The following is a 14,303-nucleotide window of genomic DNA, read 5'->3' as shown; positions in this document are numbered from 1 at the left end:
CGGCCATGAAACGCCGCTTTCTGGTCCTGTTCCTGATCCTGCTTGCGGCCGCCTGCGCGTGGTTTGTGCTGCATTTCCACGGCGATATCGGCAATTGGCTGCGCGAGGCGCAGGGCGTGATCGCGGGGTGGGTGGACGCCCGACCCCTGGCGGCCGCCGCTGGGTTCATCGTCATTGCGACGCTCGGCAAGGTGACCCCGTTTCCCGGCGGCATCGCGATCATGCTGACCGCCGGAACCCTGTTCGGGCCCATTCTGGGGCCGCTCATGTCGGCCCTGGGGGCGGCGTTGAGCGCGCTGCTGGTCGGCGCGCTGGGCCGCGTGCTGATCGCCGACGCCATTGACCGGCGGTTCGGGCACCGCATCTCCCACCTTGAGGAGGTGGTGGCCGAGGACGGCTTCAACTGGCTGCTGGCCGCGCGCCTGCTGCCCGTCCTGCCGGCGTGGCTGGTGAACCTGGTGCCGGTGGTCTTTCCCATTCCGCTGTGGAAGGTGTTCGTCGCCACGCTTCTGGGCCTGCTGCCCATCAGCTTCGTGCTGGGCAGCATCGGCGACGGCCTGGCGACCCTGGCGGAAGCCGAGACCGTGCCGGCGGACATCCTGCTGTCGGCGGACGTGCTGCTGCCGCTGGTGGGGCTGGCGGTGGTGGCGCTCGCCCCGGTGGCGGTCAAGCGCCTCAGGCAGTCGCGGCGCTAGGTTTGGCGCCCATTTCCCGCTTGTTGACGCGCTTGACGCTCAGCCACAGCACCAGCACCACCCAGGCCAGCAGCACCGCCAGGCTGGTCAGCCACTCGCCCGAGGAGAACAGCGCGCCCGGCGCCTCGTAGAAGGGGCCGCGCACGACGTTCAGGGCGTGGGTCACCGGATTGATGGTCATGACGAAGTCCAGCCACGCCGGCACGTTGTTCATGGGGAACAGCGCGCCCGACAGCAGCCACAGCGGAAACAGGAACACCATCATGATGGCGTGGAAGCCCGCGGTCGACTTCATGGTCCAGGCAATGGAAAAGCCCAGGCCCGCAAAGCCCAACGACGTCAAGGCCAGCGCGGCGACCACCATCAGCGATCCGCCGATCCCCGGCATCAGCCCGATGAAGGGTGCCGCGATCAGCAGGATCAGCGCCTGGAACATGGCGATGGCCGCCGCCCCGCCCACCTTGCCGACCACGATGGACAGGCGCGGCACGGGCGCAACCAGCACACCCTGCAGGAATCCCTGGTCGCGGTCCTCGATCACGGTGATGGTGGAAAAGATGCTGGCGAACAGGATCAGCATCATCAGCACGCCGGGGTAGAAGTACTCCAGGTACGTCATCCCCTCCATCCCCGGCGGGTTGAAGGACGGCGTCAGCCCCGCACCCAGGAAGGCCCAGAACAGCAGCGGCTGGCCGATGGACCCGACCACGCGCTGGGGCTGGCGGATGAAGCGAACGAACTCGCGGCGGGCCAGCGACAGGGCGAAGCGCATCATGCCGGGGCTCCTTCCCTGCGGGCCTTGGCGTCGGCGCCCCCGGCGTCGGAGGCCGCGCCGGCCTCGGCGGGACGCTTGCCGGTGATGTGAATGAACACGTCCTCCAGCGTCGGCTGCTTGACGGCGATGGACTGAATGTCGGCCCGGTGGGCGTTCAGCGCCTTCTCGACGATGCGCGGCACCTCGGCCGGCGGCAGGTCGTCGACGCGCAACTCGTCGCCATAGCGCCCGACGGCGAGGCCCAGGGTTTCCGCCAGCCTGGGGCGCAGGGCCTCGGCATCGCGGGTCTGGATCACCAGCACCTCCTGTCCGACGCGGGCGCGCAGCCCGGCGGGCGTGTCGTGGGCGATAAGACGGCCGTCGCGCATGATCGCGACGCTGTCGGCGTCCTCGGCCTCGCCGAAGACGTGGCTGGTCATCAGCACCGTCATGCCGCGCTCGCGCTGCACCCGGCGCAGCACGGTCAGGAACGACCAGCGGCTGGCGGGGTCCAGGCCCGTTGTCGGCTCGTCCAGCAGCAGCACGCGGGGACGGGTGAGCAGGCACTTGGCAAGCTCCACCTGGCGGGCCAGGCCGCCCGACAGGGTCTCCACCCGGTCGCCCAGGCGGTCCTTGAGGTCGGTCCACGACAGGGCGTCGGCCATGCGCTCCTGAAGCTCGGTCCCGCGGATGCCGTAGAGGCTGGCGTGCAGGGCGATGTTCTCGCCGACGCTCAGGTGCTTGTCGACGGCGGGGCTCTGGAACACCACGCCCATGATGCGGCGTACCTCGGCGGCGTCGGTCGCCATGTCGTGGCCGGCGACGCGCACGCGCCCGGCGCTGGGTGCGGCCAACCCGCAGAGGATGCGGAACAGGGTCGACTTGCCGCTGCCGTTGGGGCCCGAGAGGATGCAGAACGATCCGTCCCCGACCGTCATGGACAGGTCATGGATGGCGGTGCGCGCGGGCTGCCGCCGGCTGCCGGGGTAGATGTGCTTCAGGTGTTCGATGTCGATCATGGGTGCCTGTGCCGAAACCCGGCGGGGCCTCCTTGCGCGGATCGGGAAAGGAGGCATCTATTCCACAGGAAAGCGGCAACGGCAAGGCGGGGCGCGGTTTGGAACCATGAAAAATTCGGTCACGGCGGCGTTTGAAGGCGTTGGTCCCTCACGCGCGGGGGCGCGGTGGGGCTGAACGGGAGGCGACCGCATGCTGCCGACATCGTTGATGACCCGGCCGAACCGGGCTAGGGTCCGCCGCATGGATACAATGCGCCCCATCTACCACCTCTGCCTCCAGGATGCCTGGCAGGACGCGGCCGCCGCCGGCGTGTACGAGGGATCGGACCTCGACCGCCGCGACGGCTTCATCCACTGTTCCACCGGCGACCAAGTGGCCGAGACCGCCGCCCGCTATTTCCCCGGCACCGACCTGATGCTGCTGACCATCGACTCGACCCAGGTGGAGGGCGAGGTCAAGTGGGAGGAAAACCCCCGCGGCGTCTTTCCGCACATCTATGGCCGGGTGCCGCTGATGGCGGTGACGGCGGTGGAATTCCTGCGCTGGACGGGGGAGCGCCACGACATCCCCTTCCTCTTCGACTGACCCAGGCGACCGACCCGATGCCCGACACCGCACAGCTTCCCGCCGAGATTCCGCTGATCGACGGCGTCCGCGCCCTGGCGGAGCGCTATGACGCCTTCATCCTGGACCTGTGGGGCGTGATCCACGACGGGCAGACGGCCTATCCCGATGCCGCCGAAACCCTCGCGGCCCTGCGCGAGGCCGGGCGCAAGACCATCCTTTTGTCCAATGCCCCGCGCCGCGCCCACACCGTGGCGGCGGCCATGGAGCGCATGGGGCTGTCCGGCGACCTCTACGGCGATGCCCTGACGTCGGGCGAGGCGGTGCGCATGGAACTGCTGGAGCCGCGCGATCCCTTCTATCGCGACCTGGGGCCGAAGGTGTTCTTCCTGGGCCGGTCCGACGACGACAGCGTGCTGGAGGGCCTGGGCGACCGGTTCGAGAAGGTGGCCGATCCGGCGGCGGCGGACTGGGTGCTCAACACCGGCCCGCGCAACTTTACCGAAACGCTGGACGACCTGGAGCCGGTGCTGCGGGACCTGGCGGCGGAAAAGCTGCCCATGGTCTGCGCCAATCCCGACCGGGTGGTGATCCGCGCCGGCGAGCGCATCATCTGCGCCGGGCTGATGGCGGAACGGTACGAGGAGATCGGCGGCGGCCCCGTCAGCTGGCGCGGCAAGCCCGACCGCGCCGTCTACGCGCTCTGCCTGGAGCGGCTGGGGGTGTCCGACAAGAGCCGCGTGTGCACCATCGGCGACAGCTTCCACACCGATATCGCCGGCGCCGCGGCGGCCGGGATCGACGCCGTGCTGTGCACCGGCGGCATCCATGCCGAGGACCTGGGCGTGCGCTACGGCGAACCCGCCGATCCGCGCGCGGTCGCCGGCCTGGCGCGGCGCGAGGGTGTTGCTCCGGCGCCGGTGGGGCACATCGCGGCCTTCCGCTGGTAGCCGGAACGCATCAGGCCTTCTCCCGGTCGGCCTCGGCCTGAGCGTCCGACCCGGCCGGCTGGCGCTCCTCTCCGAACCAGCCGCGCAACAGGCGGAAGGCCATGGGGGCCAGCATCACCACGATGATGATGCGCACCAGATGGTGCGTGGAGACGAACGCCACGTCGCGGCCCAGCGAGATGGCGATCAGCGACATCTCCGCCACGCCGCCGGGGCTGAGCGCCAGGATCAGCGAACTGAACGGGATTCCCGTCAGCGCCTGGATGCCCAGCGCGAACACCGCGCCCGTCGCCAGGATCAGCGAGGTCGAGCCGAGCGCCGCGAAGAAGGTGTCGCGCATGGATTTCAGCGGCACGCCGACAAACCGGCTGCCGATGGCCGCGCCGATCACCACCTGCGCCAGGCCGACCGCCACCGGCGGCGGATGGGCGGCCGTCAGCCCCGCCAGATGGACGATGGCGCTGCCGATCATGGGACCCGTCAGGAAGTAGGCCGGCATCCGCACCGCCTTGGCCGCCAGCGCCCCCACCACGGCCGACGCCAGCAGCAGGCCCAGGTCGGCGGCGGTCAGGGTCTCCTCCACCGGCGGCAGGCCGCCCGCCGGCCGTTCGTAGCCGGCGAACAGCTGGTAGAGGAAGGGCAGGGTGAAGACGGTGATCAGGATGCGGATGGAATGCACCAGGCTGATCACCTTCTCGTCGCCGCCCATGGAGGTGCCGACCAGAATCATTTCCGTCAGCCCGCCCGGCGCGGCCGAGAAATAACTGGTCACCGGCCCGTACCGCACGACGCGGCGGAAGAACAGGATCACCAGCCCCGTCGCCGCGATGACGTAGACGAACAGGCCGGCCAGGCTCCACACCCAGTTGCCCAGGCTGTCCAGGATATCGGGCGTGAAGGCGCTGCCCAGCATGACGCCCAGCACGGTCACCATGGCCATGCGCAGGGTCTGCGGCACTTTCGGCGTCAGGCCGCTCATGGCGGCGATCAGGTTGGCGAAGATGGCGCCCAGCATCCATGGCAGGGGCGCCCCGATCACCGAGAACACCCACCCGCCGGCCGACCCCAGGACCAGGGCCAGCGCCCAGGCCGCCAGCGTGTGGCGGTCGGGCATGGTCATGGGGTGAACTGCTCGGACAGGATGCGTTCTTCGAGGTTGTGCTCGGGATCGAACAGCATGGTGAGCGTGACGTCGCGCGCCTCGTGCACCTCAACGCTGGCGACGTCGCGCACCTCGGTATAGTCGGCGACGGCCGAGACGGGGCGCTTGTCGCTTTCCAGGATTTCGAAGGCGACGGTGGTGCGGTGAGGCAGGATGGCGCCGCGCCAGCGCCGTGGCCGGAAGGCGGAAATGGGCGTCAGCGCCATGACGTTGGCGCCCATGGGCAGGATGGGGCCGTGGGCCGACAGGTTGTAGGCGGTCGATCCCGCCGCCGTGCACACGAGGGCCCCGTCGCAGATCAGCTCGGGCAGGCGCACCTTGCCGTCGATGCTGATGCGGATCTTGGCCGCCTGACGGGTCTCACGCAGCATGGAGACCTCGTTGATGGCCACCGCCTCGATGTGCTCTCCGTGCTTGTCGACGGCCTTCATGCGCAGAGGGTGCAGGTTGACCTTCTGCGCCCGCGCGAGGCGTTCGGGCAGCCCGTCCTCAAGGTAGACGTTCATGAGGAAGCCGACCGTGCCGCGGTTCATGCCGTAGATGGGCTTGTTGAGGCGGATGTAGCGGTGCAGAGTTTCCAGCATGAACCCGTCGCCGCCCAGGGCCACCACCATGTCGGCGTGCTCCGGCGGGGTGTGGCCGTAGCGGTGGCGCAGGCGCATCAGGGCCTCCTGCGCGAGTTCCGACTGCGCGGCGACGAAGGCGATGGCGGGATGGTCGGTGTCGATCATGTCTGGCCGTTCGATGCTGGGCCGCGCAGTATAGCCACCCCTGCGCGCAAAGCGAAAGGGCCGCTCCCGGACGGCATTCGGTACGGAAACCGGCCGGGCCAAGTATGGTGGGCGCGCGGCTCCGGTGCGCGCGGCGGGCGCCGGTCAGTGGTGGGGCAGGGTGGTGTCGTCCTCGGTCACCTGTTCAAGGTCCACGACGATGGTGTTGATGGTGCGCTTGCCGGCGTTCTCGAAGTTGACGGTCACGCGCGAGCCGACGGCCGACTGCACCTGGCCGATGCCCCAGTCGGGCTGGCCGGGATGGCGCACGAAGACGCCGGGAACGAAATCGGTGAACATGGGGCACCTCCTGTAACAGTCTGTCCTGCGGTTGCCGGCGGGGCGGAGAAACGCTAGCGTTTCCGGGGCCTTTCGCGGCAGGTCCTCAACAGGTCAACGTCAGTCCCGATATGGGGTTTCCATGAACGACCCGCATCCCGACCAGCTTGATCCTCTTCTTCTGGCCCGACTCTTGTGCACACGGCTGTGCCACGACATGGCCGCGCCGGTGGGCGCCGTGGCCAACGGGGCGGAGCTGATGGGCGGCGATCCGGCCATGGTGGACGCCGAAACGCTTGGCCTGCTGACCGACAGCGCGGCGGCGGCGAGCCTGCGCCTGCGCACCCTGCGGGCCGCTTTCGGCCTGGGCGGCGCGCTGGAGGCCGCCGATGTTCCCCGGCTGATTCAGGGCTGGGTGGCGACCCGTACCACCGTCGTGCCGCCGGCCCCCGAAACGCTGACGCGCCTGCCGGCCGACGACCTTCAGGTGCTGCTGAACCTGGCACTGGTCGCCCATGACGCGGCGCTGGCCCCGACGGCGCTGACCGTCACGGTCGAGCCGGGCGCGACCGTGGTCATGACCGCCGAGGCCACCGGCCGCGGCGCCCGTGCCGAGCAGGGGCTGGCCGAGGCCGTGGCCGGCGCGCCCGAGGGCCTCGGACCGCGCACGGTGCAGGGCTGGCTGGTCGGCGCCCTGGCCCGTCAGCGCGGGGGGCAGGTCGCCTACGCCGAGATCGCCGGCGGCGTGCGCCTGACCGGGACTCTGCCGCTGCCCGACGGCTGATGCCGGCATACCACTTCATGCGTAAAGAGCGCTTCTATGGGCGGGCGAGAAGTGGTAGCGTTCCCATCCGAAATTTGCCAGGAACGCCCCGTCCTGCCGGGCTCCGGCACGGGAAGGTGGAAGGGTCGTGGGACGCCACGCGCGCTGGTGGATCCGCGCACGGAACGCGGGCTGCCTGACGGGAGAAAGAGAATGGATGATCTGCTCAGTGAATTTTTGACGGAAACGTCGGAAAGCCTCAGCACGCTCGACGTGGAACTCGTGAACCTGGAGCAGAACCCGAACGACCGGGACATCCTCTCCAACATCTTCCGCCTGGTGCACACCATCAAGGGCACCTGCGGGTTCCTCGGCCTGCCGCGCCTGGAAAGCCTGGCGCACGCCGCCGAGAACGTGCTGGGCAAGTTCCGCGATGGCGAGCTTGAGGTCACGCCGGCGGCGGTGACGCTCATCCTCACGTCCATCGACCGCATCAAGGAAATCCTGGCCCACCTCGAGCAGACCGAGCAGGAGCCCGAGGGGACCGACGAGGACCTCAAGACGCAGCTGAACGCCGCCGCCGAGGGCCGCCTGGAAGAGCATCAGGCGGGCGAGGACGTCGGCGCCTCCGCCGAACCCGAGGGCGGCGCGGGCGACGATGCCGCCGCCGATGCCGGCGGGGACGAGGCCGGCGGCGGGCCGGTTCTGTCGGATGCCGGCTTCCCCGTGGCCGCCGAGCTTCTGGCCGAGGTGGAGGCCGCGACGGCGTCGGGCAAGAAGGCGGCGTCCGAGGACGAACTCGCCGCCGAAATGGCCGCCGAGATGGAGAAGGAAGCGGCCGCCAAGGAAGGCGCCGCGGCCGCGCCTCCGCCCAAGGAAGAGGCCAAGAAGGAACAGAAGTCCGAGGCCAAGCCTCCGGCGCCGGCGGCCAAGCCGCCCGCCAAGGCCGCCCAGCCGCCGGCCAAGCAGGGCGCCGGCGGTGGCGGCGGTGCCGGACCCGAGAAGAAGGGGTCCGAGCCGTCCATCGCCAGCCAGTCCATCCGCGTGTCGGTGGAGCTGCTGGAGAACCTGATGACCTTGGTGTCCGAGCTGGTGCTGACGCGCAACCAGCTGCTGCAGATGGTGCGCGGCCGCGATGACAGCGAATTCACGGCGCCGCTGCAGCGCCTGTCGCACATCACGTCGGACCTGCAGGAAGGCGTGATGAAGACGCGCATGCAGCCGATCGGCAATGCCTGGGCCAAGCTGCCGCGAATCGTCCGCGACCTGTCCATTGAAATGGGCAAGAAGATCGACCTTCAGATGTACGGCGCCGAGACCGAACTCGACCGCCAGGTGCTGGAGCTGATCAAGGACCCGCTGACCCACATGGTCCGCAACTCCGCCGACCACGGGCTGGAGGACACCGAGGGCCGCATCGCCGCCGGAAAGCCCGAGACGGGCGTGGTGAAGCTGAACGCCTATCACGAAGGCGGCCACATCATCATCGAGATCAGCGATGACGGCCGCGGCCTGAACATCGACAAGATCCGCGACAAGGCCATCATGAACGGCTTGGCGACCGAAGCGGAGATGGACAACCTGACCGACCAGCAGGTCGCGCAGTTCATCTTCAAGGCGGGCCTGTCGACGGCCGAGAAGGTCACCAGTGTCTCGGGCCGCGGCGTCGGCATGGACGTGGTGCGCACCAACATCGAGCGCATCGGCGGCACGGTGGAGCTGAAGACCTGGCCGGGCAAGGGGTCGACCTTCACCATCAAGATTCCGCTGACGCTGGCCATCGTCTCTGCGCTCATCGTCGAGTGCGCGCACGAACGCTTCGCCATTCCGCAGATCAGCGTGCTGGAACTGGTGCGCGTCACCAAGAACAGCGAGACCGGCATCGAGATGATCTCGGACGCGCCGGTGCTGCGCCTGCGCGACCGCCTGCTGCCCCTGGTGTCGCTGGGCAACCTGCTCAAGCTGCGCAAAAAGACCGTGCACGAGGAGGTCGAGGACCTCATCGACGCCCACGACGGCGTGCCGGCCGGACAGGCCAAGGGCAAGGGCAAGGGCAAGGGCAATGGGTCGGCGCTGGACAAGGTCGGCGCCGCGACCAACGCCGACGGCGACATCGCCGAGACCTTCATCGTGGTCACCCAGGTGGGCACCTACACCTTCGGCATTATCGTCGACCGCGTGTTCGACACCGAGGAAATCGTCGTCAAGCCGGTGGCGCCGATCCTGCGTCACATCAGCATGTTCTCGGGCAACACCATCCTGGGTGACGGCTCGGTCATCATGATCCTGGACCCCAACGGCATCGCCACGGCGACCGGCGAGGTCACCATGGGCACGGGCACGGCGGCCGAGAGCACGGCGCAGCACGACGCGCGCGGCGACGACCGCACCTCTCTGCTGGTGTTCCGCGCCGGCGGCAAGGACCTCAAGGCCGTGCCGCTGGCCCTGGTCGCACGCCTGGAGGAAGTGGACTGCGCGACCGTCGAGCACTCCTACGGCAAGCCGGTGGTGCAGTACCGCGGCCAGCTCATGCCGCTGGTGACCGTGAACCAGGGCTACGAGATCCCCGACGAGGGCCGCCAGCCGGTGCTGGTGTTCTCGGACCGCGACCGCAGCATGGGTCTGGTGGTCGACGAGATCGTCGATATCGTGGAAGACCGCCTGAAGGTGGAGTTGAAGGCCGACAAGCCGGGCGTCATCGGCACCGCCATCATCGGCGAGAAGGCCACCGACGTCATCGATACGGGCTACTACCTGACCCAGGCGTTCGGCGACTGGTTCGGCAATCCGGACGAATCGGCACCGTCGCTGGCAAGCGGCAAGAAGCGCGTGCTGCTGGTGGATGACAGCCCGTTCTTCCGCAACCTGCTGACGCCGCTGCTGAGCGTCGCGGGCTATGACGTCACTTCGGTGGACGGACCGCAGCGGGCCCTCGAGATGCGCGAGCAGGGGCACGACTTCGATGCCATCATCAGCGACATCGAGATGCCCGGCATGGACGGCTTCGGGTTCGCCGAGGCCGTGCGGGCCGACGGCCGCTGGGCCGACCTGCCCATGGTGGCGCTGTCCAGCCATGCGACTCAGAAGGATTTCGAGCGCGGCCGCCAGGTCGGGTTCGACGACTACGTGACCAAGTTCGACCGCGACGCCCTTCTGGAAACCCTGAAGGCGACGCTGGGCAGCCGTTCGTGATCCCGGCGGGCGGGACGGTCAATCGTCCGTCCCGCTCACGCCGAGGTTGCGTTTTTCACGGGCTTTTCCTTATGATGCGTCGGGCTTTGCGAGGGGAGAGGCAAGGCCGGCCCACGATGGTGCACAAAAAGCCCTACGGCTTGACGGGACCGGCGGTTGTGGCGTTAAGTCTCCCTCGTTCGGTTTAGGTCCAAAGCCACCGCCGCGGCGGCGGAGATCATCCAGGGGTGGAAGTGCTGGCATGAAGTCTTGTCTGATCGTCGATGACTCCAAGGTCATTCGCATGGTGGCGAAGAAGATCCTCTCGGAGCTGGAGTTCGCCACGGTGGAGGCCGAGGACGGCCAGCAGGCCCTGGACGCCTGCAAGGCCGAAATGCCCGACGCCGTTCTGCTCGACTGGAACATGCCGGTCATGAACGGCATCGACTACCTGCGCGAGCTGCGCAAGCTGCCGGGTGGCGACAAGCCGGTGGTCGTCTTCTGCACGACGGAGAACGACATCGAGCATATCCAGGAAGCCATCGAGGCCGGCGCCAACGAATACATCATGAAGCCCTTCGACAGCGAAATCCTGCAGGCGAAGTTCGCCCAGGTCGGGCTGCTCGACTAACGGGGCCGATCGGCCGACGCTCTTATTTTTGGGGGATTGTTGCATTGTCGTTAAGCCAGGGTGCCGGAACCGCGCGGTCCGCGAGCGCACAGTCCGAGCCGTTCCGCGTGATGGTCGTCGACGACTCCGCCGTGGTGCGAGGCCTGGAGACGCGCATCCTGGAGAGTGACCCGGCCATCACCGTGATCGCGTCGGTCGGCAACGGCCAGGCTGCCGTGCAGGCGCTGGACCGGCACGATGTGGAAGTCATCGTCCTCGACATTGAAATGCCCGTCATGGACGGCATCACGGCGCTGCCGCTTCTGCTGAAGAAGGCGCCGAAGGTCAAGATCGTCATGTCGTCGACCCTGACCCTGCGCAACGCCGAAATCAGCATGAAGGCGCTGGAGGCCGGCGCCTCGGAATACGTGACCAAGCCGTCGTCCTCGCGCGAGTTGACGGGCGGTCAGGACTTCAAGGCCGAACTGGTGGCCAAGGTCAAGGCGCTGGGCGCCGCCGCGCGCAAGGCCTCGGGCGGCACGCCGCGGGTGGCCTCGCCGGCGCCGCGCGCCGCCGCCGCACCGGCCGCCACCCCGCGATCGGCCGGCCAGCCTTCGCTGCATCAGGCCGGTGCCAACATCGTGCTGCGCGAGCCGTCGAAGGAGCGTCCCGACATCATCGCGATCGGGTCCTCGACCGGCGGTCCGCAGGCGCTGTTCAACCTGCTTGGGGGCTTGCGCAAGTGCGGCGGCGTGCAGCAGCCGATCATCATCACCCAGCACATGCCGGCCACCTTCACCACCATCCTGGCCGAGCACATCAACCGCCTGGCCGGGCTGACCGCCAAGGAGGCCGAGAACGGCGAGGTGCTGAAGCCGGGCGTCGTCTACATCGCGCCGGGCGACTACCACATGCTGGTGGAGAGCAAGGGCACGAACCGCGTGCTGACGCTCAACCAGGCGCCGCCGGAAAACTTCTGCCGCCCGGCGGTGGACCCGATGTTCCGTTCCGTGGCGAAGGTCTACGGCCGCCGTGCGCTGGCCGTGGTGCTGACCGGCATGGGCGCCGACGGGGCCAAGGGCGGCAAGATCATCGCCGACGCGGGTGGCACCGTCGTCGCGCAGGACGAGGCGACCAGCGTGGTTTGGGGCATGCCCGGCGCCACGGCGCAGGGCGGGGCGTGCAGCGCGGTGCTCCCGCTGTCCGACATCGCCCCTTACCTCCACAAGATCGCCAACAGGCGGGTGTGACATGAAGCCGGACGATTTCGACTACGTCGCCCAGATGCTCAAGACGCGGTCCGGGCTGGTTCTCACCAAGGACAAGTCCTACCTGCTGGAGAGCCGGCTGATGCCGGTCGCCCGCAAGCGCGGCTTCAAGGGGCTGGAGGAACTGGTGGCGCAGCTGCGCCGGCGCGACGAGTCGCTGGCCCAGGACGTGACCGAGGCCATGACGACCAACGAGTCGTTCTTCTTTCGCGACATGAAGCCGTTCGAGCAGTTCCGCGACGTGGTGCTGCCGAACCTGCTGAAGGCCCGCGCCAGCAAGAAAAGCTTCCGCATCTGGTGTGCCGCGGCCTCGTCGGGGCAGGAGCCGTACTCGCTGGCGATCATCCTGAAGGAAGCGGCGGCCAAGATGCCGGGCTGGCGCATCGACATCGTCGGCACCGACATCAGCCGCGAGGTCCTGCAGAAGGCCCGCGCCGGCCTGTACTCGCAGTTCGAGGTGCAGCGCGGCCTGCCGATCCAGCTCATGGTCAAGTACTTCAAGAAGAAGGAAGACCAGTGGGAGATCGATCCCTCGCTGCGCGCCATGGTGCAGTACAAGGAGTGGAACCTGCTGTCGGACCTGAAGGCGCTGGGCACCTTCGACGTCATCTTCTGCCGCAACGTGCTGATCTACTTCGACCAGGCGACGAAGGGCAAGGTGCTGGAAAACATGTCCCGGCAGCTGACCGACGACGGCGTGCTCTATCTTGGCGGCGCCGAGACGGTGCTGGGCATTTCCGACAAGTTCAAGCCGATCCCCGGCCAGCGCGGCGTTTACGCCGTCAACAAACCGGGCGCCCCCGCCGGCGCTCCGTCGCTGGGCACCGGCAGCTAAGTCCGGCGGCGCAGGCCGTAGAGACGTCATGACGGCGCCGTCTTCCCAGGCGGCGCCGTCATGCTATTCTGGCGCCATGACGACGCACGCACCGCCGACGGATGATCCGTTCTGAAGACGCTGGTGGACCGCATCGTGGCGGTCTTCCAGCCCGTAGCGGTATGGCTGTTCGGCTCCCGCGCCCGTGGCGACGCCCGGCCCGACAGCGATTATGATTTTCCGGTGGTGGCGCCGGATGATCGCGACATCCAGCAGGCGTGGCAGGACACGGCGCGCGTTCGGCGCGAGGCGGGGCTGGGCGTCGACATCGTGCCCTGCCGACGGACCGCACATGAACGCGGAAAGCACATGGCCGGCCTTCTCAATCATACGGCGACGTAGGAGCGGGTCCGGGTCCATGGCCCATCAGGCGGCAATGGCATGGCTCGGCGTTGCCGAGGATGACCTGCGGATGGCGTTGAACGGCGCAACGGGGCCAGCACCAAGCGCAGGGGATCTGCCTATCATGTCCAGCAGGGGGCCGAGAAACTGGTAAAGGCGGCGATTGCCGAACACGGACTGGTGCCTCCACGCACCCATGACATCTAAGCGCTGTGCGACAGGCTTCCTTCGGACAGTCCGGTGCGGTAAATCCTGATTCCGCTTGAGCGATTCACATACCTTGGGGTGGCGTTCCGCTATCCGCAGGCCGACGCGCCGCCGGACCCGTCCATCGCGGATGTCTTCTCTTGGATCGAAGAGGTGCGGACGGCGCGGGATCGGGTTGTCGATATGCTTGGCATCAACCGCTGAATGGAAAGAGCCCGCCGTGGCATCACGGCGGGCTCCGTCATCCGGGGCGGTCGGCCGGTCCTTACATGCTCTCGGGCGGCATCACCACGGTGTCGATGACGTGGATGACGCCGTTGTCGGCCTCCAGGTCGGCTTGGGTGACCATGGCGTCGCCGATCATCACGCCGCCGTCGGTGGCGGCGACCTTCAGTTCGGCGCCGTTGACGGTCTCCACCATCATCTCACCCTCGATGTCGCCCGACATCACCTTGCCGGGGATCACGTGGTAGGTGAGGATGTCGGTCAACTGCTGCTTGTTCTCGGGCTTGAGCAGCGTTTCCACCGTGCCCTCGGGAAGTTTCTCGAACGCTTCGTTGGTCGGCGCGAAAACAGTGAAGGGGCCTTCGCCCTTCAGCGTCTCCACGAGGCCGGCAGCCTTCACGGCCGCGACCAGGGTGGAAAAGGACTCGTTGCCGGCGGCGGTGTCGACGATGTCGGCGGCCTTGGCAGGCAGGGCGGCGAACAGCGCGATGGGCGCCGCAATGGCGGCGGCGCGCAGGGCGGTCACGAAGGTCATGGTCGATGCCTCTCTGTTCGGTTGACGCGGGAACAGGGGTGGCCACCCGGTGTCGTCATCGCGATTGCAAACGTTACGGGGCCTTCGTGTTGCCGGATCACGCGCGACGGCATT

The 14,303-nt window shown here is 68.2% G+C and carries 15 protein-coding genes and 1 pseudogene; 10 read left to right on the top strand and 6 right to left on the bottom strand.

Going from position 1 to position 14,303, the window contains the following annotated elements; genetic code table 11:
• Positions 1-5 precede the first annotated feature (5 nt).
• Positions 6-695 (top strand): TVP38/TMEM64 family protein, encoded by a 690-nt coding sequence (locus C882_RS05385; protein ID WP_009539550.1) that lies wholly within the window; start codon positions 6-8, stop codon positions 693-695.
• Here the strand turns inward: C882_RS05385 and C882_RS05380 are convergent.
• Both C882_RS05380 and C882_RS05375 read right to left on the bottom strand, forming a co-directional pair.
• Positions 676-1,470, bottom strand: coding sequence for an ABC transporter permease (locus C882_RS05380; RefSeq protein WP_009539549.1), 795 nt, complete (start codon positions 1,468-1,470; stop codon positions 676-678). The genes C882_RS05385 and C882_RS05380 overlap by 20 nt on opposite strands.
• The gene (locus tag C882_RS05375) at positions 1,467-2,468 is read right to left on the bottom strand and encodes an ABC transporter ATP-binding protein (RefSeq protein WP_009539548.1); all 1,002 of its coding nucleotides are present in this window, start codon (positions 2,466-2,468) and stop codon (positions 1,467-1,469) included. Before C882_RS05375 ends, C882_RS05380 begins: the two co-directional genes overlap by 4 nt.
• Positions 2,469-2,709: 241 nt before the next feature.
• Between C882_RS05375 and C882_RS05370 the strand changes: the two genes are divergently transcribed.
• Entirely contained in the window at positions 2,710-3,054 is a 345-nt protein-coding gene (locus C882_RS05370) for a DUF952 domain-containing protein (protein WP_043643826.1), read from the top strand.
• Between the two features lie 17 nt (positions 3,055-3,071).
• Entirely contained in the window at positions 3,072-3,983 is a 912-nt protein-coding gene (locus C882_RS05365; RefSeq protein ID WP_009539546.1) for a TIGR01459 family HAD-type hydrolase, read from the top strand.
• A gap of 10 nt (positions 3,984-3,993) precedes the next feature.
• Here the strand turns inward: C882_RS05365 and C882_RS05360 are convergent, their stop codons facing one another.
• From C882_RS05360 to C882_RS05350, 3 genes are all read right to left on the bottom strand, one after another.
• Complete coding sequence (locus C882_RS05360; protein WP_009539545.1) at positions 3,994-5,103, bottom strand: AbrB family transcriptional regulator; 1,110 nt, start codon at positions 5,101-5,103, stop codon at positions 3,994-3,996.
• Entirely contained in the window at positions 5,100-5,876 is a 777-nt protein-coding gene (locus tag C882_RS05355) for an NAD kinase (protein ID WP_009539544.1), read from the bottom strand. Before C882_RS05355 ends, C882_RS05360 begins: the two co-directional genes overlap by 4 nt.
• A gap of 144 nt (positions 5,877-6,020) precedes the next feature.
• Positions 6,021-6,215, bottom strand: coding sequence for a DUF3553 domain-containing protein (locus tag C882_RS05350; protein WP_009539543.1), 195 nt, complete (start codon positions 6,213-6,215; stop codon positions 6,021-6,023).
• A gap of 121 nt (positions 6,216-6,336) precedes the next feature.
• Here C882_RS05350 and C882_RS05345 point away from each other — a divergent pair, with 121 nt between their 5' ends.
• From C882_RS05345 to C882_RS25780, 7 genes and pseudogenes are all read left to right on the top strand, one after another.
• The gene (locus C882_RS05345; RefSeq protein WP_009539542.1) at positions 6,337-6,978 is read left to right on the top strand and encodes a histidine phosphotransferase family protein; all 642 of its coding nucleotides are present in this window, start codon (positions 6,337-6,339) and stop codon (positions 6,976-6,978) included.
• A gap of 192 nt (positions 6,979-7,170) precedes the next feature.
• A complete protein-coding gene (locus C882_RS05340; protein WP_009539541.1) occupies positions 7,171-10,149 on the top strand; it encodes a hybrid sensor histidine kinase/response regulator in 2,979 nt (992 codons plus the stop codon).
• A 241-nt stretch (positions 10,150-10,390) separates the two neighbouring features.
• The gene (locus tag C882_RS05335) at positions 10,391-10,759 is read left to right on the top strand and encodes a response regulator (RefSeq protein WP_009539540.1); all 369 of its coding nucleotides are present in this window, start codon (positions 10,391-10,393) and stop codon (positions 10,757-10,759) included.
• A gap of 110 nt (positions 10,760-10,869) precedes the next feature.
• On the top strand, positions 10,870-11,988 hold the full coding sequence (locus C882_RS05330) for a protein-glutamate methylesterase/protein-glutamine glutaminase (RefSeq protein WP_009539539.1): 1,119 nt from the start codon (positions 10,870-10,872) through the stop codon (positions 11,986-11,988).
• Position 11,989: 1 nt separating this feature from the next.
• Entirely contained in the window at positions 11,990-12,841 is an 852-nt protein-coding gene (locus C882_RS05325; protein ID WP_009539538.1) for a CheR family methyltransferase, read from the top strand.
• Between the two features lie 123 nt (positions 12,842-12,964).
• A complete protein-coding gene (locus tag C882_RS05320; RefSeq protein WP_009539537.1) occupies positions 12,965-13,222 on the top strand; it encodes a nucleotidyltransferase domain-containing protein in 258 nt (85 codons plus the stop codon).
• Between the two features lie 120 nt (positions 13,223-13,342).
• Positions 13,343-13,429: pseudogene (locus C882_RS25780) on the top strand (HEPN domain-containing protein); the annotation flags it as partial.
• Between the two features lie 265 nt (positions 13,430-13,694).
• Here the strand turns inward: C882_RS25780 and C882_RS05315 are convergent.
• Positions 13,695-14,189: a fasciclin domain-containing protein gene (locus C882_RS05315; RefSeq protein ID WP_009539535.1), complete on the bottom strand. Its 495-nt coding sequence runs from the start codon at positions 14,187-14,189 to the stop codon at positions 13,695-13,697.
• Positions 14,190-14,303: the final 114 nt, after the last annotated feature.

Origin of the sequence: Caenispirillum salinarum AK4 (assembly GCF_000315795.1) — a bacterium.
Lineage (GTDB): Bacteria > Pseudomonadota > Alphaproteobacteria > Rhodospirillales > Rhodospirillaceae > Caenispirillum > Caenispirillum salinarum.
This window is presented reverse-complemented; position numbering and strand designations above follow the sequence as displayed.

Coding starts and splice junctions, on each gene's coding strand:
- C882_RS05315 (WP_009539535.1), bottom strand. CDS start 14,189: ATGACCTTCGTGACCGCCCTGCGCGCCGCCGCCATTGCGGCGCCCATC.
- C882_RS05355 (WP_009539544.1), bottom strand. CDS start 5,876: ATGATCGACACCGACCATCCCGCCATCGCCTTCGTCGCCGCGCAGTCG.
- C882_RS05340 (WP_009539541.1), top strand. CDS start 7,171: ATGGATGATCTGCTCAGTGAATTTTTGACGGAAACGTCGGAAAGCCTC.
- C882_RS05350 (WP_009539543.1), bottom strand. CDS start 6,215: ATGTTCACCGATTTCGTTCCCGGCGTCTTCGTGCGCCATCCCGGCCAG.
- C882_RS05360 (WP_009539545.1), bottom strand. CDS start 5,103: ATGACCATGCCCGACCGCCACACGCTGGCGGCCTGGGCGCTGGCCCTG.
- C882_RS05375 (WP_009539548.1), bottom strand. CDS start 2,468: ATGATCGACATCGAACACCTGAAGCACATCTACCCCGGCAGCCGGCGG.
- C882_RS05345 (WP_009539542.1), top strand. CDS start 6,337: ATGAACGACCCGCATCCCGACCAGCTTGATCCTCTTCTTCTGGCCCGA.
- C882_RS05335 (WP_009539540.1), top strand. CDS start 10,391: ATGAAGTCTTGTCTGATCGTCGATGACTCCAAGGTCATTCGCATGGTG.
- C882_RS05330 (WP_009539539.1), top strand. CDS start 10,870: ATGGTCGTCGACGACTCCGCCGTGGTGCGAGGCCTGGAGACGCGCATC.
- C882_RS05380 (WP_009539549.1), bottom strand. CDS start 1,470: ATGATGCGCTTCGCCCTGTCGCTGGCCCGCCGCGAGTTCGTTCGCTTC.
- C882_RS05370 (WP_043643826.1), top strand. CDS start 2,710: ATGGATACAATGCGCCCCATCTACCACCTCTGCCTCCAGGATGCCTGG.
- C882_RS05385 (WP_009539550.1), top strand. CDS start 6: ATGAAACGCCGCTTTCTGGTCCTGTTCCTGATCCTGCTTGCGGCCGCC.
- C882_RS05325 (WP_009539538.1), top strand. CDS start 11,990: ATGAAGCCGGACGATTTCGACTACGTCGCCCAGATGCTCAAGACGCGG.
- C882_RS05365 (WP_009539546.1), top strand. CDS start 3,072: ATGCCCGACACCGCACAGCTTCCCGCCGAGATTCCGCTGATCGACGGC.